Source organism: Pseudomonas gozinkensis (assembly GCF_014863585.1).
GTDB classification, from domain to species: Bacteria; Pseudomonadota; Gammaproteobacteria; order Pseudomonadales; family Pseudomonadaceae; genus Aquipseudomonas; species Aquipseudomonas gozinkensis.
The window spans coordinates 6,462,120-6,485,270 of the sequence record NZ_CP062253.1 but is presented as its reverse complement, the minus strand read 5'-3'; the positions used below and the strand labels follow the sequence as shown (position 1 = coordinate 6,485,270).

The window sequence follows — 23,151 nt, the reverse complement described above, 5'->3', positions numbered from 1 at the left end:
GCCGCAGGCCCGGGCAAACCGAGCTTTGCATTAGCCGATGAAAGTGCTGCCCGTGACGACCGGTCGGTCACCCGCTACAGGCGTTGGCCCGCCTGGCGTGGGGGCTTTGGAGGGTGACGGGCGGTTGAAAAGTTTCGGTGAAATTATGATCTGGGGCAGTTTGGCAAGTGGTTCGGCTTGTGTATGCTCCGTCCACGTTTCCGGGCGCATGCTCACACTTATAAGAACAAGAACGTTGCCTATGACCCTCAGCTTCGACCTGTCGGGCCCCTCTGTGGAACCCCGGGTGATCCGCAAGCATTACGCCACCCAGATGGCGGTCGAGCGCACGCGCCTTCTTTATCAGGGTTCGCTGTTGCCCACCCTGTTCATGTTGATCAATGGTCTGGTCTGCGCCGGTCTGCTCTGGAGTCCGCAGCGTTACTTCGTGGTCAGCGTCTGGCTGGTGTGGCTGTTGTCGCTGGTGGCGTTGCGGGTGATTCAGGTCGCCGCGTTCGACTCGGCGATTCCCGATCGCCAGGCCCAGCCGATCTGGGGGCGAATGTTCCTGCTCGGCTCCACCATGACCGGCCTGACTCTGGCCGGCGCCGGCATCGCCTTGGTCCCCGCCGACAATTTCATGCAGCAGGCCTGGGTGTTCGGCCTCATCGGCGCCGCGACCCTGTCGGCCAGCGTGGCCTACGCCGTGAGTATTCCGGCTTTTCTTTCCTTTACCTTGCCGTGTCTGCTGCCGGCCATCGGCTATCTGTTCTGGGGTGGTGACGAACTGGCACGCGGCTGGGGCTGGCTCGGGCTGATCCTGCTCGGCTCCCTGAGCGTGGTGGCGTGGCAGGTCAATCGGTTGATCGATCGCGGTTTGCTGCGGCGTTTTCAGAACCAGCATCTGATCGAGCACCTGCAACAAACGCAAACCCGCAGCGAACAGCTCAATCAGGAGCTGGCGAAGGAAATCGAGCACCGGCGTTGCGCCGAGGGCAAGCTGCGTGAAGCCCAGGTCGAGCTGGAGGACCGGGTCGCCCAGCGCAGCCGGGAACTGGACGTCGCCAACCAGGCCCTGAGCAAGAGCGAGGCGCGCCTGGCGCTGGCGTTGAAGGCCAGTGAGCTGGGGCTGTGGGACTGGAACCTGCAGACCGACGAAGTTCACCACACGCAGATTCAGGAACTGTTCGGCATTGACCCGGAATACGTCACCGGGCTGCTCAGGCATCTACGACCGCGCTTGCACCCGGAAGATGTGCCGCCGCTCAAACGGGCGTTGATCGAGCACTTGAAGGGGCGCACCGAGGATTATCAGATCGAATACCGCGTGCGCCACGGCGATGGCCACTGGGTCTGGATCGAAGACCGTGGGCGAGCGGTGGAGCGCGACGAAAACGGCCGGGTCATCCGCATGGTCGGCACCCGCCGCGACATCAGCGTCAGCAAAAGCCTGGAAGCCCAGCAGCAATTGGCGGCGACGGTGTTCGAGGCTGCCAGCGAAGGCATCGTGATCCTCGACCCGAATTATTCGCTGATCGCCATCAACCAGGCCTTCAGCCGGGTCACCGGGTATGACATCGACGACATGCTCGGGCGCAACGTCGTCGAATTGCCGTGCAGCCGCGATGCCCGCCGGCACTACGTCGCGATCCGCCACGCGCTGGAGCAGCACGGCAGTTGGCAGGGTGAACTGGTGGAAACCCGCAAGAACGGCGAGCTGTACCCGCAATGGCTGCAATTGAATGCCGTGCGTGATAGTCGGGGAAATGTGAGTCATATCGTCGGTTTCTTCGCCGATCTGTCGGCGCGCCGCGAATCCGAAGAGCGCATGCGCTACCTGACCCACTACGACGAGCTCACCGGTCTGGCCAATCGCTCGCTGTTCCGCGAACGCCTGCACGAAGCGCATCAACGCGTGCGGCAGGGCGGGCGCCGGAGTCTGGCACTGCTGCACATCAATCTGGATCGCTTCAAGCTGCTCAACGACAGCCTCGGCCACGAGATCGCCGATCAGTTGCTGCAAAAGATGTCCCGGCGGCTGGTCAACGCCTTGCCGGAGGCCGACACCATTGCCCGGCTGTCCGGCGATGAGTTCGCGGTGTTGTTCGACGCCTACGGCAACTTGTCGAGCCTGGCGCGGGTCGCCACGCGACTGTCGACCAAGCTGCGACTGCCGTTGACCGTGGAAGGGCATGAACTGGTGGTCAGCGCCTCGATGGGCATCAGCATGCTGCCGGACAACGCCCGGGAGATTTCCGCGCTGGTCAGTCAGTCGAACATGGCCATGCAACATGCCAAGCACTTGGGCGGCAACAACTTCCAGTTTTACACCGACAGCCTGCAGGCCAGCACGCTGGAGCGCCTGCAACTGGAAAACCAGCTGCGCAAAGCCATCGAGGAAAAGCAGCTCAACGTCTTCTATCAACCGAAACTGTGCCTGGCGACCGGCCGTCTCAACGCGGCGGAGGCGCTGGTGCGCTGGGATCACCCGACCATGGGCCGTGTGCCTCCGGGAGATTTCATCGGCCTGGCCGAAGAGACGGGGCTGATTGGGCCGATCGGCGAATTCGTGCTGCGTCAGGCCTGCTGGCAGGCGTGTGAATGGCAGCGGCAGGGACTGGCACCGATCCGGGTTTCCGTGAACCTGTCGGTGCATCAGCTGCGTCAGGGAAAACTGGTCAGTCTGGTGCGCCAGGTGCTGGAGGAAACCGGCCTGGCGCCGCACTACCTCGAACTGGAACTGACCGAAAGCCAGCTGCTCGACAGCGTCGAACACATCATCGCCACGTTCCAGCAGTTGCGGGATCTGGGGGTGAAACTGGCCATCGATGACTTCGGCACCGGGTATTCGTCTTTGAGCTATCTGAAGCGGATTCCGGTGGACTACGTGAAGATCGATCAGGCCTTTATTCGCGGGTTGGGCGAGGGTAGCGAAGACGCGGCGATCACCAGGGCGATCATTGCGATGGCTCATGGGCTGTCACTGAAAGTTGTCGCCGAAGGTGTCGAGCGATCCGAGCAACTGGCGTTTCTGAAAGCTGAAGGTTGCGATGAAGTGCAGGGCTATCTGATCAGCCGTCCGGTGGAGGCGGTCGGCCTTGCCGCGTTGCTGCGTGAACAGGAAAAACCGCTGTAAAGGGCTACATGCAGCGCATGTCGCCTGATCCGGGGGGATCGAGTTACGCATTGAGCAGGCAAAAAGCCGATTCATGTAGTATAACTACAAGCTTGCTACATCCCCGGCATCTGGCCAAAGCACATCTTTCCATAACAAGAGTCCAGCCCCTTGAATCTGCTGCAACACATCGCCCAGTCACGTCACCTGTTACGCAAGTCGGAGCTCAAGGTCGCCGACCACGTGCTGCTTGACCCTGCGGCAGTGATGCACAGTTCCATGGCCGACCTGGCCCACAGCGTCGGCATCAGCGAGCCGACCATCGTGCGCTTCTGCCGGGCCATCGGTTGTTCCGGTTTCCAGGATCTGAAACTCAAGCTCGCGCAAAGCCTCGCGGCCGGCGCCAGCTTCGGTCAGTTCGCGATCCATGAAGATGATTCCGTCGCCGACTACAGCCTGAAGATTTTCGACACCACGTTGCACACGCTGATGGAGGTTCGCGAGAAGCTCGACCCTCTGGAGCTGCAACGGGCGGTGACGCTGATGTCCCAGGCCCAGCGCGTCGAGTTCTACGGTTTTGGTGCGTCGGGCGCGGTGGCGGCGGATGCGCAGCACAAATTCTTCCGTCTGCTGCTGACGGCGGCGGCGTATTCCGACCCGCACATGCAGGCGATGTCGGCGGTGACGCTGAAGCCCACCGACGTGGCGATCTGCATTTCCCAGTCCGGCCGTTCCAAAGATTTGCTGATCACCGCCAACCTCGTTCGCGAGAGCGGTGCGTCGCTGATCACCTTGTGCCCGAGCCAGACACCGCTGGCCGAGCTGTCGACCGTCAACCTGGCGATCGACGTTCACGAAGACACCGAAATTTACACGCCGCTGACTTCGCGTATCGCTCACCTGGTGGTGATCGACGTACTGGCGATGGGCGTGGCGATGGCGCGCGGGCCGAGCCTGGTCAACCACCTCAAGAGCGTCAAGCGCAGCCTGCGCAGCTTGCGGCTGTCGCCAAAATCGGTGAAAGCGCTGGATGACTGAAGTCATCGCAAGCTCGCTCCCACAGGGGATCTTTTACGTACATAAACTCTGTGTCATATCGAGATCAAATGTGGGAGCGAGCTTGCTCGCGATGGCGGCTTCAAAAACGCCATCGCCATTTGCAAGTTCATCGCACTGTCATCCCCCCGCAGCCAAACCGTCATCCCCCGCGCCTATCGTGAAACTCCCGTAATCGCCTTGGGAGACTCGAAATGGCTCAGCCTTACGAAGAACGCAACAGCGCCGCGAAAACCCGTCGTCAGCAGGAAGACCAGCGCCGCATGGAATTTCGCCGCGCCATCGAAGATCGCTTCGAACTTCGCCAGCTTCAGGCTGAAATCGGTGATTTTCCCGAGGACATCAATCACTGGCAGGCAGCTCCGGCAGCTTCCCGTCGAAGCGCTCAACCAGCGCGCTGATCTGCACCCGTTCGCTGCGGATAAACGCCAGGAAGGCGTGCGCCACCGGTGACAGCCGTTTGGCTTTGGCTTGCACCAGGCACCAGCTGCGAAACAGCGGCAACTCTTCGACCGGCAGCTCCACCAGGCCGCCGGTCGCCAGCTCCAGGTTCAGGGCGTGGCGCGTCAACAGCGCCAGGCCCAGACCCGCGACTACACACTCACGCTGGGCTTCGGCCGATGCCACTTCCTGAGTCTGGGTGAAGTGCACGCGCTTCTCTTTGAAATACTCCTCGCAGGCCATTCGGGTTCCTGAGCCGGGTTCGCGGATCAGCAAGGTGTAAGGTTCCAGATCCTGCAAACGCAGCGGGCCCATGTGCGCCAGCGGATGATCCGGGCGCGCCACGGCAACGATCGGGTTATTGAGGAACGGCAGGAATTCGAGGCCCATGTCCTGCGGCACCATCGACATGATCACCAGATCGTCGCGGTTGTCGGAGAGCCGGCGAATCACCTGGCCACGGTTGACCACCGTCAATTGCAGGTTCACTTCCGGATGCTGGCGCTTGAATGCTGCGAACAGGTGCGGCACGAAGTATTTGGCGCTGGATTCCACCGCCAGCTTCAGCTGGCCCTGCAGCGAGCCCTGCATGTCCGACAGCTGCATGTCGAGGTTTTCCAGGCGGCCAAAGATGTCCCGGCTGGCGCGCTGAAGTGCTTCGGCGGCCTCGGTCATGTAAAGTTTCTTGCCCACATAGTCGAACAGCGGCTGCCCGATCAGCTCCTCTAGCTGACGAATCTGTAGGCTGACGGCCGGTTGTGTGAGCGACATTTCCTCGGCTGCGCGGCTGTAGGAACGTAAATCACACACTTCGTTGAAGATCTGCAATTGACGCAATGTCATACGCATCAAGGACTTACGCATTTTCTAACGACTCTGGCCGCGGGCTGATGCTTTGACTATAAGTCTTTACTTATGCCTGACCCAATTTTTATTCATTTTTGTTAATCCTTTGTCAGCGCTAGTGTGGAGCCGAGACCAGATTGAAACATTTGGTCACGTGCCGACCTGGGTCTAGCAGGTCGTGGTGCCACCGGCTCAAGGGAACCTCCAAGTGATAACAAAGATCCTGATCGCCAACCGTGGTGAGATTGCCGTACGAATCGTGCGTGCCTGCGCCGAGATGGGCATCCGCTCGGTCGCGATCTATTCCGACGCCGACCGGCATGCCCTGCATGTGAAGCGTGCGGACGAGGCCCACAGCATTGGTGCCGAGCCGCTGGCCGGTTACCTGAACCCGCGCAAGTTGGTGAACCTGGCCGTGGAAACCGGCTGCGATGCGCTGCACCCTGGCTACGGTTTCCTCTCGGAAAACGCCGAGCTGGCAGACATCTGCGCCGAACGCGGTATCAAATTCATTGGCCCGTCGGCGGAAGTCATCCGCCGCATGGGCGACAAGACCGAAGCGCGCCGCAGCATGATCAAGGCCGGCGTGCCGGTCACGCCGGGCACCGAAGGCAACGTCTCGGGCATCGAGGAAGCATTGAGCGAGGGCGACCGCATCGGTTACCCGGTGATGCTCAAGGCGACTTCCGGTGGTGGCGGTCGCGGTATCCGTCGCTGCAACAGCCGCGAAGAACTCGAACAGAACTTCCCCCGGGTCATTTCCGAAGCCACCAAGGCCTTCGGTTCGGCGGAAGTGTTCCTGGAAAAATGCATCGTCAATCCGAAACACATCGAAGCGCAGATCCTCGGCGACAGCTTCGGCAACGTCGTGCACCTGTTCGAGCGTGACTGCTCGATCCAGCGCCGCAACCAGAAGCTGATCGAAATCGCCCCGAGCCCGCAACTGACCCCGGAACAGCGCGCCTACATCGGCGACCTGTCGGTGCGCGCGGCCAAGGCCGTGGGCTACGAGAACGCCGGCACCGTGGAGTTCCTGCTCGCCGAAGGCGAGGTGTACTTCATGGAGATGAACACCCGGGTGCAGGTGGAACACACCATCACCGAAGAAATCACCGGGATCGACATCGTCCGTGAACAGATCCGCATCGCCTCCGGCCTGCCGCTGTCGGTGAAGCAGGAAGACATTCAGCATCGCGGTTTTGCCCTGCAATTCCGGATCAACGCCGAAGACCCGAAAAACAACTTCCTGCCGAGCTTCGGCAAGATCACGCGCTACTACGCCCCCGGCGGCCCGGGCGTGCGCACCGACACGGCGATCTACACCGGCTACACCATTCCGCCGTTCTACGACTCGATGTGCCTGAAACTGGTGGTCTGGGCGCTGACCTGGGAAGAGGCGATGGACCGTGGCCTGCGCGCCCTCGACGACATGCGTCTGCAAGGCGTGAAGACCACCGCCGCGTACTACCAGGAAATCCTGCGCAACCCGGAATTCCGTAGCGGCCAGTTCAATACCAGCTTCGTTGAAAGCCATCCGGAACTGACCAACTACTCGATCAAGCGCAAACCCGAAGAGCTGGCCCTGGCCATCGCCGCCGCCATCGCCGCCCACGCAGGCCTGTGAGGAATAGAACAATGACTAAAAAGATTTTCGTAACCGACACCATCCTGCGCGACGCTCACCAATCGCTGCTCGCCACCCGCATGCGCACCGAAGACATGCTGCCGATCTGCGACAAGCTCGACAAGGTCGGCTACTGGTCGCTGGAGTGCTGGGGCGGCGCGACCTTCGACGCCTGCGTGCGTTTCCTCAAAGAAGACCCGTGGGAGCGCCTGCGCCAACTGCGCGCCGCGCTGCCCAACACGCGTCTGCAAATGCTCCTGCGTGGCCAGAATCTGCTGGGCTACCGCCACTACAGCGATGACGTGGTCAAGGCGTTCGTCGCCAAGGCCGCAGTCAACGGCATCGACGTGTTCCGTATCTTCGACGCAATGAACGACGTGCGTAACCTGCGCGTGGCGATCGAAGCGGTGAAGGCTGCCGGCAAACACGCCCAGGGCACCATTGCCTACACCACCAGCCCGGTGCACACCATCGACGCTTTCGTCGCCCAGGCCAAGCAAATGGAAGCCATGGGTTGCGACTCGGTGGCGATCAAGGACATGGCTGGTCTGCTGACTCCGTACGCCACCGGTGAACTGGTGCGTGCACTGAAAGCCGAACAGTCGCTGCCTGTGTTCATCCACTCCCACGACACCGCCGGCCTGGCAGCCATGTGCCAGCTCAAGGCCATTGAAAATGGCGCCGACCACATCGACACCGCGATCTCCAGCTTCGCTTCAGGTACCAGTCACCCGGGCACCGAGTCGATGGTTGCTGCGCTCAAAGGCACCGAGTTCGATACCGGCCTGAATCTGGAACTGTTGCAGGAAATCGGCCTGTACTTCTACGCCGTGCGCAAGAAATACCACCAGTTCGAAAGCGAATTCACTGCCGTCGATACCCGTGTTCAAGTCAACCAGGTGCCGGGCGGGATGATTTCCAACCTGGCCAACCAGTTGAAAGAGCAGGGCGCTCTGAACCGCATGGGTGAAGTGCTGGCAGAGATTCCGCGAGTGCGCGAAGACCTCGGCTTCCCGCCGCTGGTGACCCCGACTTCGCAGATCGTCGGCACCCAGGCGTTCTTCAACGTGCTGGCCGGCGAGCGCTACAAGACCATCACCAACGAGGTGAAGCTCTACCTGCAAGGCGGCTACGGCAAGGCGCCGGGCACCGTGAACGAGAAACTGCGTCGTCAGGCCATCGGTAGCGAGGAGGTGATCGACGTACGTCCAGCCGACCTGCTCAAGCCGGAAATGACCAAGCTGCGTGCCGATATCGGCGCACTGGCCAAATCCGAAGAGGACGTGCTGACTTTTGCCATGTTCCCGGATATCGGTCGCAAGTTCCTCGAAGAGCGTGCCGCCGGCACCCTCACCCCGGAAGTGCTGCTGCCGATCCCCGAAGCGGGCAAGGTGGCTTCGGCCGGCGGCGAAGGTGTACCGACCGAGTTCGTCATCGACGTGCACGGTGAAACCTACCGCGTGGACATCACCGGTGTCGGCGTCAAGGCTGAGGGCAAGCGTCATTTCTATCTGTCCATCGACGGCATGCCGGAAGAAGTGGTGTTCGAGCCGCTCAACGAATTTGTCGGAGGCGGCAGCAGCAAGCGCAAGCAGGCTTCGGCACCGGGCCACGTCAGCACCACCATGCCGGGCAACATCGTCGATGTGCTGGTCAAGGAAGGCGACACCGTCAAGGCGGGCCAGGCTGTGCTGATCACCGAAGCGATGAAGATGGAAACCGAAGTCCAGGCCGCGATTGCCGGTAAGGTCACGGCCATCCACGTCGCCAAGGGCGACCGGGTGAACCCGGGCGAAATCCTGATCGAGATCGAAGGCTGAGATAACGGCCTCGATACAACGCTTTAAACCTCGGGGGGGCATGTGCTCCCCTTTTTTTTGCTTTTCAGGCGCTGCCGCAAGGTTCGGCAGCGCCCGACCTGAACTCAGAACGCCATTCGCCACTGACCCGATACGCCGTGGTTTCGGCTGTCGGTACCGATCTCACCCGACAAGCCAACACCGAGGGTGTGACTGGCCGAGACGGCCAGATCAAGCCCTGTGTCGAGCGTCAGGCTGTTGCGATCCAGCTCTGCGCCGTAAACGGTGTAGTCATGGCCGCCGGTGACCAGGCGTTGCGAGGTGCTGGTGTAGGTCTCGCCGTAAACATGTTTCCATCCCGCGCTGAATCGTGGCGTGAGTCGCATGCCGTTATCCAGCGTGCTGACGTTCGTCATGCGCAGGCCGACGGTGGTGTTGAAGTTGCCTTGGGATTGATCATCCACCTTGAGCGCCGCGGCTCCGCCTGTCTCGGTGTAGCCGTCGCGCTGGTAGCGTTGGTAGCCGATACCGGCAAACGGTTCGATGCTGACGTTGGCTCGACCCAGGTTGTATCCCGACTCGATGAACGTTTGCTGGGTACTGGCGCGGTAGTTGCCCTTGAGTCGATCGTGGAAGCGACCGAACGCGACTTCGCGGCGGGTATTGCCTTCATGACGGCTCCAGGCTGCGCCGAACCGAAGTGACAACGGACCGGTCTGGCGCAAGGCGTAGGCGCCGAGGTGCCAGCTGTCGAGATCGCCGTCCAGCGCTTTGCTGTCGATGCGCGTGTCGGAGGAGCCGCCCATCAAGCCCAGTCGCCATTCTTCGTCGAGGCGCCAGTCCGCACCGAGCAGCAGTCCTTTGGTGAAATGCTGCATGGGCTCCACATCGCGATCCAGTTTCCCGCTATGGCCGAGGGCCTGCAGCCAGACCCTTCCGCTCTCGGCGTTTCCGGCTGCGTGGCGGGGTGCGTTTCGTTGGCTGTCATGCAGGTTATCGAGCTGGTGCATGGCCGACAGCAGGCTGGCGCTGACCGGTGTGACGCTGCTCAAGGTGGCCTTGGCGAGGTTGGCGTTACTGCCGCCGGCCAGTTGATCGAGGGCCACGGCGGCTGTGACTTTGTCGCTGGTGAGCAGGGCCGCCACGGCTCTGTTGTGCGATGTGGTCGAAGCCGCCGGTTTCGGAGGCGTGGCCGGTGATTGCGGAGCTTGCACTTGCAGGGGGCGTTCGGGAGGCTGTGACAGTTGGGGTTGGGGCTCCCGAGCCGCATCGGGGCCCGGCGTTTCAGCTGACGCCTGGGTTTGAGCCGGGGAAGGGTCTGGCGACACCTGAGGCTCATCAAGGCTTTTACCAAACTCGCGGCTGTTGTCGCTGATCGCGACTTTTTCGAAGGGCACATCATTACGCGCATAGGTGAGACCGACGCGTTTGGGATCGCCGTAATCCAGCGTCGGCGTCATGAAGGCCAGATCGTTTTCAACGTTGCCGAATCGACCCTCAACCTTGCTGGCTTCGAGGATGGTGTGCTGGCTGCTTTGTGGATAGTCGCCGCTGGTAACCAGTCTCAGGGTCGCATCACCGAGGTGGGCAGTGCCTTCGACGACGATCGTCGGGCTGTTGCCGGAGGCATCCACCGAATAGGCCAATACCGCCGGGGGCGACAGGTTCAGATCGCCTCTGACCCTGGGCGCGCCATACACCTCGTCAACGGAGAAACGCCCCAGCACACTCAGGTGACCGACGATCCCGCTGCCTGCAAAATGGCCGCTCTCTCGTACGTCGACGTTGCCTGCTATTTGTCCCGAGTTGGTAAGGTCACCACCGGACAGCACGGTGACGTCGCGACTGATCAGGCCTTTGTTGATGAGGATGCCTTCGATCAATGCGCCGCCGTTTATGGTTCCCTCGTTCGTGAGTGATGCCTGGGTGCGGACCACGACGCCACTGGTGAAGTCCCCCGGGCCATTGCGATCCCAGTTACCTCGCTTGACGTCCAGTCCGTCGAAATTGCGCGATTCACCCAGTTTCCCTCCCTCGGTGGCACTGAGTTGCAGGACGTTTTTGCCCCCGCCACCGTCAACAACCCCGGTAAAACTGCCTTGAGACTCCATGATCACCAAATTATTCTCATCGCGAAGCTTCAGTGAAATGCCTTTCTTCCCCTTGATCTCTTTATTGATCTTTTTCTCGAGCGTGGCCGGATCGCTGATGAAGGCGTCGAGCGCCGATATCACTTGCTCCGGGGTTTGGCTCGGTTGCGGATCAGAATCCAGGGCAAGTTGCTGCGCCAGCGTGAATTCGGCGTAGCCAAGGGTCAATGCAATGGCAATGGCCAATTGATGAAGTCGGTGTTTGTTTCGAACAGGCATCGGGTCAACCTCCGTTGTTGAGAGGTCGAACTCTAAAATGCGGGCCATGGAGGCCGATGTCGGGTAGTTCTGATGAGGGTGCGGCGTTTGTGGATTGGCTCAGGAGGAAAGAAGCCCGTTACGTGCAACGGGCTTCATTTACCTCTGGACCGTGATGCCTTTGCCTACAGTCAATGCTGACTTATCGAATGGCGAAATCCAGGAAGCTCATCTTTCTCCTCGGTACGCTGGTGCATATCGAGCACGGCGAGGGTAATCAGACACTGAAATCGCTGAACGCCGTTTTCCGCCCTTTCGGGATGAAAACGGGCGTGGTGCGGGTTTCGGCGAAACAACAGCTGAACCCGCAACCCGCTTAGTGTCGAGCGAGTTTCAAGCGCGGCACTCGACCAACCCCTTCACCTGCCCCTCAGCTGTCTGATTCTCATCACTCAACCAGCGCTCGAACCCCGCCGCAATCGCCGGCCATTCCGAATCCAGAATCGAGTACCACGCGGTGTCGCGGTTCTGGCCCTTGACCACCATGTGCTGGCGGAACACGCCTTCGAAACTGAAACCCAAACGCTCTGCCGCGTATTTGGAGCGGGCATTGCCGTTATTGCATTTCCATTCGAGGCGGCGGTAGCCGAGGGCGAAGGATTCCTTGGCCAGCAGGTAGACCGCCTCGGTGCTTTTCGGCGAGCGCTGCATCGGCGCGCCGAAGGTGACGTGGCCGATTTCGATGCGGCCCTGGGCCGGGACAATCGACATCAGGCTGAGGATGCCTTGCACCTGGCCGCTGGCGCGGTCGATGACGCTGAAGAAATACGGATCGCTGTGGGCGGCGTGGTTGTTCAGCCAGTCATTGAAGGCGCTGCGCTCCGGAAACGGGCCGTAGGGCAAGTAATCCCAGAGTTTCGGATCTGCGCCGGGGCCTTGCAGGGCGTTGAACAGGTCATCGCCGTGGCGCGCCGGGTCGAGTTTTTCCAGGCGGATGAAGCGGCCTTCGATCAGGGTGGTCGAGGGCGGCGGCACGCCTTTCCAGTCAGCGAGAGAAATCGTCATGCACGTGGCTCCTTAAATGGCTTTGCGAAACTGGATGAAACCCGGGCGTTCGGCAATGCGCTCGTAGAGCTGGATCGCCGTGGCGTTGGTTTCGTGGGTCAGCCAGTGCACCTTGCAGCAACCGTCGGCCTTGGCCGTGGCGTAAACGTGTTCGATCAGCAGACGGCCGACGCCGGTGCCACGGGTTTGCGGCTCCACCAGCAGGTCTTGCAGGTAGCAGGAGTTCTCGATGCTCCAGTTCGAACGGTGGTAGATGAAATGCACCATGCCCACCGCTTTGCCGTCGGCCCAGGCGAGGGCAGCGTGGGTCGGTTCGTTCGGGTCGAGAAAACGCTGCCAGGTGCTTTGGCTGACGGCGTCCGGCAACTCGGTGTTGTAGAAGCGCAGGTAGGCCTGCCACAGCGGCAGCCACGCTGCGTGATCGGCGGCGCTGACCGGACGGATGTCGATCTGACTCATGGTGGTTTCCTTAACGCATCAAGTGAGCGAGGGTTTGATCGTTGATGTCGGGGCTGGCGGCCAGCCCTTCGCGTACGCCGGCGATATCTTCGGCGCTGCGGTTCTGGCTGAGCTTGCGCTTGCCTTCGAGGCGGTCGATCGGAATGGCGAACCCGACGATGGCCTTGAGCATGCCGTCGATGTATTCGGCCGGGGCATCGTCGACCGACCAGGGCTGGGCGCGGCCCGCTTCATGGCGGTCGGTGAGGGTGCTGACGATGTCCAGCAGGCGGCCGCCATCGCTGAACGTTTCAGCGTGACCGTAGGCATGCACGGCGACGTAGTTCCAGGTCGGCACGACTTTGCCGTGCTCGGCCTTGCTCGGGTAAAAGCCCGGGCTGACGTAAGCATCGGCACCGGGAAAAATCAGCATCGCTTCGGCGCCGTCGCGCAGGTCTTTCCACTGCGGATTGGCCTTGGCCAGATGCCCGTAAAGCGTACCGTTCGGACCTTGTTCGCGATGCAGCAGCACCGGCACATGACTGGCCTGCAAGCCTTGTTCACCATGGGTCACCAGAATGGCGAGGCGAGTGGCGAGGATCAGTTCGTGCAGTTGGGACAAGTCGTCGATGGCAAAGGCGCGGGGCGTGTACATGGAGAAAATTTCCTTGGCGAATGGCTGCATCGTAGGCAGGCTATTGGTCTGTTGTAAGAGCCATTGATGACCAATTTCATAGGTCCATTGTCATGCCCGATTCGACCACGCTGTCGCTGCCGTTCAACCCTGCCGGAATCGAACTCGACCGCCGCAAAGGCCTCAGCCGTCAGCTCTACCAGGCCTTGCGCCTGCGTGTGCTCGACGGGCGACTGGCCAGCGGCACGCGTCTGCCGGCCAGCCGCGATCTGGCGGCAGCGTTGGGAATTTCCCGCAACAGCGTGGTGCGTGCCTACGATCAGCTGTATGCCGAAGGTTTCATCGAAGGGCGGGTCGGGGACGGCACTTACGTGGCGCAGTTACCGCAATCGGGGACGCCGGCGAAAAAATTATCCACAAAAGTATCCACAGGGTTTTCAACAGGCTTACCCACAGCCTTATCCACAATTTCAGACAATTCCACTGGACATTTATCCAGAAAAACTATCCACAGCGGTGCGTTGCAGCGGCTTGAGCAGAACCATTTATCGACGCCACCGAGCGGACCGCCACGAGCATTCCGGGTCGGTGTTCCGGCGTTCGATCTGTTCCCGTTCGACGTCTGGGCCAAGCTGAACGCGGCTTTCTGGCGCAAACCCGATTTGCAGCAACTGTGTTACGGCGACCCGGCGGGCGATGCGCGTCTGCGCGGACTGATCGCTGCGTATTTGCGCAGTTCGCGCGGGATGCAGTGTTCTGCTGAACAAATTGTGATCACCAGTGGCGCGCAACAGGGAATCAGCCTTTGTGCACAGTTGCTGGTGGAGCCGGGCGCCGGGGTGGGCATCGAGAATCCCGGCTATCGCGCAGCGGGTCATGCGTTCGCGCTGGCCGGTGGTCGATTGCATGGCATTGCCGTGGATGAAGAGGGTATCGACTGCGCGGCACTGGCGGCCGCCGAAGATTGCCGGGTGGCGTATGTCACGCCGTCTCATCAATACCCGACCGGAGTGGTGATGAGCCTGGCGCGACGCCTGGAACTGCTGGCCTGGGCCGAGCGTACTGGCGGCTGGATCGTCGAGGACGACTACGACGGCGAGTATCGCTACACCGGCGCCCCGCTGGCCCCGCTGGCCGCGCTCGATCGCCAGGGCCGTGTGCTGTACGTCGGCACCTTCGGCAAAGTCGCGTTCCCGGCGCTGCGCCTGGGTTATCTGGTCCTGCCGCCGGGGCTGGTGGAGGCCTTTGCGCAGCGGCGGGCGGTGGACGTCCGGCACTCGGAAGTGAGCACCCAAGCGGTGATGGCTGAGTTCATGGCGGCCGGGCACTTCCAGCGCCACATCCGGCGGATGCGCCGGGCAGCGCTGAGCCGGCGCAATACGCTGATCACCGGTTGGCCCCAAGGCCTGCCGGGTATCGGCGAACTGCCAGCAGTGTCCGCTGGACTGCATCTGACGGTGGCGGTCGACAGCGTGGCCCGCGAACAACAATTGATCGAGCAGGCCGCCAGCGTGGAGGTGGAGATCCATGGCTTGAGTAGATACTGGCTGCCGGACTCGACAACGCCGCTCGACCAGCGCGCCGGTCTGGTGCTGGGTTTTGCGGCGGTGCCGGAGCCGGCGATCGAGTCGGCCCTGGCCCGTCTGCGTACGGTCTGGCGCTAATCTTTATCCCGTGGTGCCGGCTTGAGGAACAGGTCGCGCACCGTCGGGTTGACGATCCGGCGCAACGCGTTATCGACTGCATCAAAGGTGTTCAGCGTCTGGCGGGTTTTCTCATCGAGTGTTTGCAGAAATGCGTCGGCGAATTTCAGGTGAGCGATGGTGTATGACTCGTCCGCATCCTTGAGATGGTCGTAATGGAAATGCGCCACCCACAGCGGCGCGTGGGCGTTGGTCTTGTCGAGAATCCGGTACTCCTGAAAGTAGTCCCCGCGATGTCGGGTCCGGATACGTCCGCGTATGTCCTTGATGACTTCGACCTGTGCATTGTCGTGCAACCAGTGGAAATAGGTTTCCCGGGGTTTACGTTGTTTGAGCATGGCCGCGTAGGTCGTAATTCCGTCGGCGTGGGTCAGGGTTGCACCTGCCTGCAGGTTTGGGCTCAGAGATGTAATGGGCCACGGATTCTTGCGGAGGTTTTTTCTTCGGGCGATCACGCTGTCGACGTCGATGGCCATTTGTTTGAGGCGTTCGACCTGTTGTTCGAACATGTCGAGGATATCCGCGGGAATACGCCCCGGTCGCATGGCATCCTCACGGTTTTTTTTGTTGAAGCTGTCGATGTTTGCTTCAAGCTCCATTGCCGCTGAAACAAGAGCCTCGTCATCGGAAGGCGCTGCCGGTCCGGGTCTTTGCCCGGTGAGTTTGACAAACGCTGTCTCTGACTCGTCGCTCTGGACGACAGAGGTTTGTTCACCGGTTTCGGGGCGTGGACGACTTTTGCTCACCTTCACTTTCGGCTGTGACGTAGACGGCTGCGGCCGGGACTTGGCGGGCGCCTGTCGCTCTTCCGGTTCGGGCAATTCGGCGGTCAGGCGTTCTCGAACCACGTCGTGGAACTCGCCGATCAGCTCGCGAACCCTGTCGAGCCGAGGCTGGACGAACAGGCCGGGATGATCGGCGGGCAAATGATCAACACGTTCGCCGAGACTGGCGAAGAGGTCGTTCCACTGCGATAAACGTTCGATCCGTGCGGGTTGTCCGTCTGCGTTCACCGCTGTTTTGCTCAGCAGGATCAGCTCATGACTGGCATCGGCAGCGGCGGTCGTGATGATCCCGATAGCCACTCGGGCGGCGTCCATGGCGGCTCCCGGCTGCTCCTTCACACAGCGCTCATAGGACATGCCGATTTCATTGGCCTTGAGATCCAGCGTGCTGAAGTCTGGCAGCAGCATTTCCAGGCGGGTGGCCACTTCTCTGGCCTTGGCTGAATGGCTTTTCAGTGCCTGTAGCGAGCGGTCGAGAATCTGCAAGGTGACCACCATTTCGTCGCTCAGCGCGGTGGCGACGGTGGCCGTTTCGATCTGTTGCTTGCGCGGCACCAGTGTCTGATGAGTCGCGCTGTCGACGAAAATCCGGGTGGTCTTGGCGTACATCCGCATTTTCACCCGCAGCCACGAGCCGAAACAGCGGTGCTGACCCAGGGTCAGGCTCATCAGCTTGGCCTGGTGTACCGAGCCACCGCCCCCGGCCTCGCGCCAGCTTTCGAGTTGGGCCAGGGCCTGGGTGTAGTCGTTGCCCAACTTCGTGGCCCTGTCCAGGTAAGTGGCTGCGGAGCGCTCGAATCCCGCTTCGCTGGTGTCCCGTGGAAGGGCCAGCAGCGCTTGCAGCAGTTGTTTTTTTGCCTCGGTTTCGTGTGTTTCGAATCGCTCCAGCTCCGTCCAGGCCGCGTCCATTGCCTGTTTTTTGGAGCGGCGGAAGGCCTCGATCCGGCTTTTCGGCATGCCGCCGCGCAAACGCAGTTTCGGGTCCCAGTGCCATTGCCCGGTAGCCTCGTCGTATTTGAGCGCCATGCCGATTCGCAGTGGATCGGAGGGATCGACGATGTGCACAGGCTCGTCTTCTTTGACGATCACCTGGAACCAGCGCGTGCCGACCTTGGCGCAGGTCTTGCCGTCGAGGGTGTAAAGGTGAGTGACCGGTGAGGGGTGTTTACCACTCAAGTCTGGTGTGGAAATCCTGAAACGCTCGAGCATCGCAATGAAGTGTGCGCTGGTGCCTGGTCGCAGTGTTCCCTGTTCGAGTTGAGTGAGATGCGCGGCAGGCACCTCACTGGTGATGGCAACCGGATCAAGCGTGACTGAAGGCGTGACTTCCGGTGCGGGTTCTTCTTTCCCGGACGACAGTCGGGCAGATTCGCGGAACTCTTTCAGGCGTGGCAGCCACGAGCGGGTGCGTCGCGCCACGACGCGCTGGGTCAGGATGATGCCGAGCGTCAGCAGAACATCGGCGGTGGATTTCCAGGCCACCAGATTGTCTTCGCGTTCATGGGCCTCGATCGCTTGCTGGATCTGGGTCATGGTCTGCCAGACCCAGACGGCGGTGCCTGCCGCGCCGCTCATGAAGTTCGCGGCGACGCTGAAGATCGCCCAGCCACTGTCCGCCAGCAGCGCCCAGCGTCGCTCACTGTTGGACTGCGACTGACGGTTCGCAAGCTCGACCATGGCCTGACTGTTGGCCGCGTACAGCGAAGCGAGGATGTCGCCGTCCAGAGGCGCGTTCTCCAGTTCGATCGGCCCCGTCAGATCCAGGTGCATGAACGGTTCGGTGGCCAGTTGGGTGATGATCCACGGCGAGGGCAGACCAACCGGGAAGGCGTACTGCGAGTACTCGAAACTCAATGCGGCGCTGCCCAGCCAGGCCAATACCGAGTTGCGCAACTCCCCATCCTGATACAGCGCGTACATCAGGTTTTGCAAAGAGGCGAACTGCATCAAAGGAGTGTTCAGCAGCGGCCGGTACAACAGGCAAGGACCCTGGTTATGGTCTCGCGGGCAGATGATGAACATATTGGCGATAACGTCCGGGCGCCGACTCAGGCGGCGGCGAGGGACGAACGCCAGCGGTCGGATGGTCACCGGATGTTCGCCTGCCGGCAGTTTGCGGGTGATGGCATCCATCAACTGGCAAACGTAGGCATATCCGCGTTCATCGACGCTACCCAGACCTTTGAGTTTGCACTCCAGCGCCAGCATCGGCAGAAGCGTCGGCAGTTGGCGCATGTAACGGGTCTTTTGCCTGGCCGCACGGATCGGGTCATCGATCAGCAAGCGTTTGATCAGTTGCGGGTAGTGACCGCCAATGTCGACCTTTTCCGCGATGGCGGTCAGAAAATCCACGGTCAGCCATGCTGGTACGGCCCGGCCATTGTTGAAGGTGAGCCTGGCCAGGTACGGCGGGTCGTTTCGCAGGGCGAATTCGCCCAGGGTTTCCTGTACTTGATCAAACGGATTGGGCAGGGTGAACGCGCCGCTTTCGAAGCTGTTGGTCACGGTGATCCGCAGATGTTCCAGAGGCAGTGCAGCGCCCCCCACGGCACTTTTGTCGGCGATGATTGCTTCGCGCATGCGGCGTTCGGCGTAGGGTTTGATCAGGGGGATGTCGTCATCTTTGAAAACACCTTTCTCGGCATCGTCGCGCGAGGTACCGAGTTCGGCAATGTAGCGGCTGTAGTCTTGAAGGTCCTGGGCGGAGCCCGCTTCCAGCCAGTCGGGAATGGCCTCTTCCAGCTGTTCGAGCCGGGCTCGCTCAAGCGAGTTGAAACGGCCCAGACTCCGTCGCCCGGACCCTGCGTGAGCACTGATCGACTGACTGGCAGGGTCCAGCGCCTCGATCGCGCCGAGCTGATTGCTGATCAGCGCCTGTGCAACGGCATCGAAGATGTTTCCTTCTGGTTCAATCAGGCGCCATTTCAAAGAGCGGTCGAACAGCTCGGGGTTGAGTCGCAACGGTAAGGTTTCTCCCAGCTCGGTCAGTGAGTTGAATGACTCATAGCCATCGGAAACGGTGTACATCAGGATTCGCTCGCGCTGTTTGACGGTGGCGGTCAGTACCAGTGCGCCGGCGATCAGCAGGTGTGTGCTGTCCTCGCCTTCGACCAGGTCGATGTCCATCAGGCAGGCCTTGAGCCCGACGTAGTTGCTCTGCACTTTCGAGCGTTCGATCCGGTCCGGATGCTGCACGACAAATCGCGCCAGTGCGCACTCGTCTGCGTCCCATCCACTGGCCGTCTGCACATTCGCGGCCGAACACAACAGGTCGGACAGCCCTTCCCAGCGCGGCTGGGTGCCGACCGACTCGTTCCAGTAATCGACTTGGCGCTGCTGGTATTCCAGGAACAGAAAAGGTGCGAGGTCGTTCACCAGCGAGGTGATGTCATCCATGCTCACCGGAAGGATGATCGGTGGAATCGCCTCGGGTGTACGGGTCAGGAAGTGCTCGCCATCAATGTAGTCGGCGGTGGTCTTGTGCAGGCAGTGCCGGATGAAGGCGTGGGTCAGCGTTTCGAAGAAAAAGGTTCCGGTGGTGTTCTGTGCGGCGTCGGTTTCGCGCAGGGGCGTTGCGAGCATCGTGCGATCCGGATCAATGGGTTGGTCGGGATGGCTTTTGAGCAACGCTTCGCGCAACAGCATCGAGGCGACCTGATGTATCGAAAAGCCCTGACCGATCAGGTCGAACAGTCGGCTCTGTTTCAGCAGGAGAGGGGAGGCGCTGGGCGTATTGGCTTCTGCAGGTTCAGTCATGGTCGTGTCCGGGGGATAAAACCGGCACGGTAAAGCTCGGGCCATCGCACGCTGCGGTACATAGATCTCGCAGGCAAAAAAAAGACCCGCGGATACGGGCCTTGGTGAGGCGGAACATTTCAGGTTCCGGATTTGATCCTGGTCCACGCCCGGGTGCGCGCCCGTTCCGCATCGCGCGGCAGCGGTTGCAGGGTGTAGAGCGTATTCATCGCCGCATCGGTCGGATACAGGTTCGGGTTGTTGCGAATCGCCGGGTCAACCTGCGCGGTGGCGTCCTTGTTCGGGTTCGGATACCCGACAAAATCGCTGACCGGCGCAATCACCTGCGGTTGCAGCAGGTAGTTGACGAAGGTGTAGGCGTCCTGCGGATTCTTCGCGCCTTTGGGGATCGCGAGCATGTCGAACCAGATCGGTGCGCCTTCCTTCGGCAGGCGCATGTCGACCACCACGCCGTTCTTCGCTTCCCTGGCGCGGTTGGCCGCTTGCGAGAAGCTGCCGGAATAACCGACCGCGACGCAGATGTCGCCGTTGGCGATGTCGGCCATGTACTTGGACGAATGGAAGTAGGTCACGTACGGGCGAATCTTCAGCAGCAACGCTTCAGCCTTGGCGTAGTCCGCCGGGTTCTTGCTGTTGGGGTCGAGGCCAAGGTGTTGCAGGGCCAGCGGCAGGATCTCCGATGGCGAATCGAGCAGGGCCACGCCGCACTGCTTGAGCTTGCTGATGTTCTCTTCCTTGAAGATAAGGTCCCAGCTGTCCACCGGCGCATTGTCGCCCAGCGCCGCCTTGACCTTGGCCGGGTTGAAACCGATCAGGATGGTGCCGTACATGTACGGCACGGCGAACTTGTTGCCCGGATCGTTGGCCTCGATCAGCTTCATCAGTTTTGGGTCGAGGTGGTTCCAGTTCGGCAACTGGCTGCGATCCAGCGGCTGGAACACCCCGGCCTCGATCTGCTTGGCGAGGAACACGTTGGACGGCACCACCACGTCATAGCCGGAGTTGCCGGTCAGCAGCTTGGCCTCCAGCGCTTCGTTGGTGTCGAAGATGTCGTAGACCAATTTGGTCTGGCTGTTCTGCGCCTTGAAGTCTTCCAGTGCCTTGGGGGTGATGTAGTCGAACCAGTTGTAGACGCGCAGGGTGCGTTCTTCGGCGTGGGCGCCGCCGCTCAGCAGCGCCGCGCACAACGCTGGCGCGATGAGGTGCTTGAGTCTGCTCATTGTTCGAAACCTTCAAGCACGTTCACCGCGTTGATGCCGATTTCTTCCACCGCGTAGCCACCTTCCATGACGAACAGGGTCGGTTTACCGAGGGCCGCTATGCGTTTGCCCATCGCCAGGTAATCCGGACTGTCGAGCTTGAACTGCGAGATCGGATCGTCCTTGAAGGTGTCGACGCCCAGCGACACGACGATGATGTCGGCACCGTAGTTGTCGATCTCCTGGCAGGCCTGATCCAGCGCCGCGCTCCAGACATCCCAGCCGGAACCGGCCGGCAGCGGATAGTTGAAGTTGAAGCCTTCACCGGCGCCTTCGCCGCGCTCGTCTTCGTAGCCGAGGAAGAACGGGAATTCCGCTTCCGGGTGGCCGTGGATCGAGGTGAACAGCACGTCGCTGCGCTCGTAGAAAATCGATTGGGTGCCGTTGCCGTGGTGGTAGTCGACGTCGAGAATCGCGACCTTCTTGTGGCCCTGATCAAGGAATGCCTGAGCGGCGATGGCGGCGTTGTTGAGGTAGCAATAACCGCCCATCAAATCACCGGCAGCGTGGTGTCCCGGCGGACGGCAGAGGGCGAAGGCCCCACGGGCGCCGCGCTGGATTTCCGCTTGTGCGGTCAGCGCCACTTGCGCCGCGCTGTACGCCGCTTGCCAGGTGCCGGCGGTGATCGGTGCGCCGCCGTCGAAGCTGTAATAGCCGAGCTGGCCGTGCAGGCTGGTTGGTTTGACCTGACGCAGGGTGCGCGCCGGCCAGGTGTAAGGGAGCAAATCGCCGTCGGTGTTGAATTCGGTCCAGCGCGCCCAGGCGCCTTTGAAGAAGTCGAGGTAGTCGCGGCTGTGGATGCGCTCGATCGGCCCGAGGCCGAAATCCTGCGGCGCCTGGACCGGGCCGAGGTTTTGGTTTTGCACCCGTTGCAGCACGTGATCGGCGCGCGACGGCATCTCGAAGCAAGGCTTGAGTTGCCCGTCGATCAATTCGCAGCGGCCATGGTGCAGGTGGTGATCGTCAGAGTAGATCGTCAGCATTTGTTGTTCTCCGCAGGGGCTGATTCGGTTGGCTCCAGTGTTGCGGCGCGGGGCGAATCGGAGAACGTCAGGAGCGGCCAAAAGGGGATCGATATGGCCAAAACAACTGACCGGAATTCGCCCCTCTTTTGGTCCTTTGATTTGAAACGCGGAACATGTAGGAGCTGGCTTGCCAGCGATAGCGGAGTGTCAGGCGACTTCAATGCCGAGTGTGCCGACGCCATCGCTGGCAAGCCAGCTCCCACAGGGAAAGTGTCAGTGCGGCCGGAACTGACTCGGCGCTACGCCGCTCCAGCGCACGAAGGCATGGCGGAAGCTCGCGGTCTCGCTGAAGCCCAGGGTTTCGGCGATGCGGTAGATCGGCAACTGATCCTCGCAAAGCATCTGCTTGGCCCGCTCGAAGCGCAGTTCGTCGAGCAGCTCCTGATAGCTGCAACCCATGTCCTTCAGATGCCGACGCAAGGTACGTGGTGAGCAGTTCATCTGCTGCGCCAGACCTTCCAGCCCCGGTGCGGCGTTGAGTTGCGCGCTGAGCAACTGGCGGATCCGCCCCAGCCACGCCTGGCGGCCGGTGAACTCGGTGTTTTGCTTGCGGCAGCGTTCGGCCATGGCCTGGTGGGTGATGATGTCGGCCAGCGGCAGCGGCTGGTCGAGCCAGCGCCGGTCGAAGGCGAAAGCGTTGTCCTTGGCGCCGAAGTGCAGCGGCGCCTTGAAGTGGTCGGCGTAGCTGTCGCGATAGTCTGGCGCGGTGTGTTCGAAGCGGGCGGCCAGCAGTGGCAGCGGATGGCCGAGCAGGTCGTCGCAGATGACTTTCAGCGACACCAGACAGAACTCGGCGTTGAACACCGCCATCGCCGGGCTCTCGCGGTAATCGGCGGCGACAAACCAGACACGCTCGCCGTCGTCCTCCAGGCTCAGTTCGAAAAGTGTTCCCAGCAGCGCCGGATACCGGATCGCCAGGCGCAAAGCGTCACCGAAGGTGGCACAGGTCAGCAGCGCGTAACCGAGGATGCCGTAGCAGGAAACATGCATGCGCCGACCCAGTTCCAGGCCGATGTCGTGCTTGAGCGCGACCGCGTTGGCGCAGACCTGCATTTCCTGATTGGTGGTGATGCGCGTATCGGCCCGGCTCAGATCCGCCGCGCTGATGCCGCTGCCGGCCAGCAGTGCTTCGCTGGACAGGCCTTGATCCCTGAAGGTGTTGAGCACCAGGGAGACGGCGTTGAGGGTGGTGAGGTGGGAGTGGAGCATAAGATCTTCCAGCCTTGAGGTGGCTGGAGCGCAGCAAGTTGTATGCCGTACAAGGATCCCCTTGTGGGA

The 23,151-nt window shown here is 61.4% G+C and carries 15 protein-coding genes; 6 read left to right on the top strand and 9 right to left on the bottom strand.

All coding sequences use genetic code 11. The features are described 5' to 3' along the window. Positions 1–241: 241 nt before the first annotated feature. From IHQ43_RS29050 to IHQ43_RS29655, 3 genes are all read left to right on the top strand, one after another. A complete protein-coding gene (locus IHQ43_RS29050) occupies positions 242–3,115 on the top strand; it encodes a putative bifunctional diguanylate cyclase/phosphodiesterase (protein ID WP_192562896.1) in 2,874 nt (957 codons plus the stop codon). A 150-nt stretch (positions 3,116–3,265) separates the two neighbouring features. After that, positions 3,266–4,132, top strand: a complete 867-nt coding sequence (gene hexR / locus IHQ43_RS29045) for a transcriptional regulator HexR (protein WP_007954250.1) — start codon at positions 3,266–3,268, stop codon at positions 4,130–4,132. A gap of 212 nt (positions 4,133–4,344) precedes the next feature. Further along, a complete protein-coding gene (locus tag IHQ43_RS29655) occupies positions 4,345–4,551 on the top strand; it encodes a PA3496 family putative envelope integrity protein (protein WP_007954251.1) in 207 nt (68 codons plus the stop codon). Here IHQ43_RS29655 and IHQ43_RS29035 read toward each other — a convergent pair. Further along, positions 4,493–5,455: a LysR family transcriptional regulator gene (locus IHQ43_RS29035; protein WP_192562895.1), complete on the bottom strand. Its 963-nt coding sequence runs from the start codon at positions 5,453–5,455 to the stop codon at positions 4,493–4,495. The two genes, IHQ43_RS29655 and IHQ43_RS29035, sit on opposite strands and share 59 nt — an antisense overlap. Before the next feature lie 190 nt (positions 5,456–5,645). Between IHQ43_RS29035 and IHQ43_RS29030 the strand changes: the two genes are divergently transcribed. Together IHQ43_RS29030 and oadA are read left to right on the top strand one after the other, a co-directional pair. Beyond that, the gene (locus IHQ43_RS29030) at positions 5,646–7,061 is read left to right on the top strand and encodes an acetyl-CoA carboxylase biotin carboxylase subunit (RefSeq protein WP_007954255.1); all 1,416 of its coding nucleotides are present in this window, start codon (positions 5,646–5,648) and stop codon (positions 7,059–7,061) included. A gap of 11 nt (positions 7,062–7,072) precedes the next feature. Beyond that, complete coding sequence (gene oadA, locus IHQ43_RS29025; RefSeq protein ID WP_011336637.1) at positions 7,073–8,881, top strand: sodium-extruding oxaloacetate decarboxylase subunit alpha; 1,809 nt, start codon at positions 7,073–7,075, stop codon at positions 8,879–8,881. A gap of 104 nt (positions 8,882–8,985) precedes the next feature. On the opposite strand, the gene IHQ43_RS29020 is transcribed toward oadA, so the two are convergent. The 4 genes from IHQ43_RS29020 to IHQ43_RS29005 all read right to left on the bottom strand — a co-directional run bounded on the left by IHQ43_RS29020 (position 8,986) and on the right by IHQ43_RS29005 (position 13,366). Beyond that, the gene (locus IHQ43_RS29020; RefSeq protein WP_425220287.1) at positions 8,986–11,277 is read right to left on the bottom strand and encodes an autotransporter domain-containing protein; all 2,292 of its coding nucleotides are present in this window, start codon (positions 11,275–11,277) and stop codon (positions 8,986–8,988) included. A gap of 324 nt (positions 11,278–11,601) precedes the next feature. Next, complete coding sequence (locus tag IHQ43_RS29015) at positions 11,602–12,273, bottom strand: GNAT family N-acetyltransferase (protein WP_085702284.1); 672 nt, start codon at positions 12,271–12,273, stop codon at positions 11,602–11,604. 12 nt (positions 12,274–12,285) lie between these two features. Next, the gene (locus tag IHQ43_RS29010; protein WP_011336633.1) at positions 12,286–12,732 is read right to left on the bottom strand and encodes a GNAT family N-acetyltransferase; all 447 of its coding nucleotides are present in this window, start codon (positions 12,730–12,732) and stop codon (positions 12,286–12,288) included. Between the two features lie 10 nt (positions 12,733–12,742). Next, positions 12,743–13,366, bottom strand: coding sequence for an FMN-binding negative transcriptional regulator (locus IHQ43_RS29005; protein ID WP_192562894.1), 624 nt, complete (start codon positions 13,364–13,366; stop codon positions 12,743–12,745). Between the two features lie 92 nt (positions 13,367–13,458). Here IHQ43_RS29005 and pdxR point away from each other — a divergent pair, with 92 nt between their 5' ends. Further along, on the top strand, positions 13,459–15,009 hold the full coding sequence (pdxR, locus tag IHQ43_RS29000; RefSeq protein ID WP_192562893.1) for a MocR-like pyridoxine biosynthesis transcription factor PdxR: 1,551 nt from the start codon (positions 13,459–13,461) through the stop codon (positions 15,007–15,009). On the opposite strand, the gene IHQ43_RS28995 is transcribed toward pdxR, so the two are convergent. From IHQ43_RS28995 to IHQ43_RS28980, 4 genes are all read right to left on the bottom strand, one after another. After that, complete coding sequence (locus IHQ43_RS28995) at positions 15,006–19,589, bottom strand: dermonecrotic toxin domain-containing protein (RefSeq protein WP_192562892.1); 4,584 nt, start codon at positions 19,587–19,589, stop codon at positions 15,006–15,008. The genes pdxR and IHQ43_RS28995 overlap by 4 nt on opposite strands. A gap of 119 nt (positions 19,590–19,708) precedes the next feature. Then, the gene (locus tag IHQ43_RS28990) at positions 19,709–20,809 is read right to left on the bottom strand and encodes a polyamine ABC transporter substrate-binding protein (protein ID WP_192562891.1); all 1,101 of its coding nucleotides are present in this window, start codon (positions 20,807–20,809) and stop codon (positions 19,709–19,711) included. Then, the gene (locus IHQ43_RS28985) at positions 20,806–21,831 is read right to left on the bottom strand and encodes a histone deacetylase family protein (RefSeq protein WP_192562890.1); all 1,026 of its coding nucleotides are present in this window, start codon (positions 21,829–21,831) and stop codon (positions 20,806–20,808) included. The genes IHQ43_RS28990 and IHQ43_RS28985 overlap by 4 nt, the downstream gene beginning before the upstream one ends. Before the next feature lie 255 nt (positions 21,832–22,086). Further along, a complete protein-coding gene (locus IHQ43_RS28980) occupies positions 22,087–23,082 on the bottom strand; it encodes an AraC family transcriptional regulator (RefSeq protein WP_192562889.1) in 996 nt (331 codons plus the stop codon). Positions 23,083–23,151 lie beyond the last annotated feature (69 nt).

What these genes read in the sequence shown, in the direction of transcription:
- IHQ43_RS29050 (WP_192562896.1), top strand. Translation starts at nt 242, where the DNA reads ATGACCCTCAGCTTCGACCTGTCGGGCCCCTCTGTGGAACCCCGGGTG.
- IHQ43_RS29655 (WP_007954251.1), top strand. Translation starts at nt 4,345, where the DNA reads ATGGCTCAGCCTTACGAAGAACGCAACAGCGCCGCGAAAACCCGTCGT.
- IHQ43_RS29035 (WP_192562895.1), bottom strand. Translation starts at nt 5,455, where the DNA reads ATGCGTAAGTCCTTGATGCGTATGACATTGCGTCAATTGCAGATCTTC.
- oadA (WP_011336637.1), top strand. Translation starts at nt 7,073, where the DNA reads ATGACTAAAAAGATTTTCGTAACCGACACCATCCTGCGCGACGCTCAC.
- IHQ43_RS29020 (WP_425220287.1), bottom strand. Translation starts at nt 11,277, where the DNA reads ATGGCCCGCATTTTAGAGTTCGACCTCTCAACAACGGAGGTTGACCCG.
- IHQ43_RS29015 (WP_085702284.1), bottom strand. Translation starts at nt 12,273, where the DNA reads ATGACGATTTCTCTCGCTGACTGGAAAGGCGTGCCGCCGCCCTCGACC.
- IHQ43_RS29010 (WP_011336633.1), bottom strand. Translation starts at nt 12,732, where the DNA reads ATGAGTCAGATCGACATCCGTCCGGTCAGCGCCGCCGATCACGCAGCG.
- IHQ43_RS29005 (WP_192562894.1), bottom strand. Translation starts at nt 13,366, where the DNA reads ATGTACACGCCCCGCGCCTTTGCCATCGACGACTTGTCCCAACTGCAC.
- pdxR (WP_192562893.1), top strand. Translation starts at nt 13,459, where the DNA reads ATGCCCGATTCGACCACGCTGTCGCTGCCGTTCAACCCTGCCGGAATC.
- IHQ43_RS28995 (WP_192562892.1), bottom strand. Translation starts at nt 19,589, where the DNA reads ATGACTGAACCTGCAGAAGCCAATACGCCCAGCGCCTCCCCTCTCCTG.
- IHQ43_RS28990 (WP_192562891.1), bottom strand. Translation starts at nt 20,809, where the DNA reads ATGAGCAGACTCAAGCACCTCATCGCGCCAGCGTTGTGCGCGGCGCTG.
- IHQ43_RS28985 (WP_192562890.1), bottom strand. Translation starts at nt 21,831, where the DNA reads ATGCTGACGATCTACTCTGACGATCACCACCTGCACCATGGCCGCTGC.
- IHQ43_RS28980 (WP_192562889.1), bottom strand. Translation starts at nt 23,082, where the DNA reads ATGCTCCACTCCCACCTCACCACCCTCAACGCCGTCTCCCTGGTGCTC.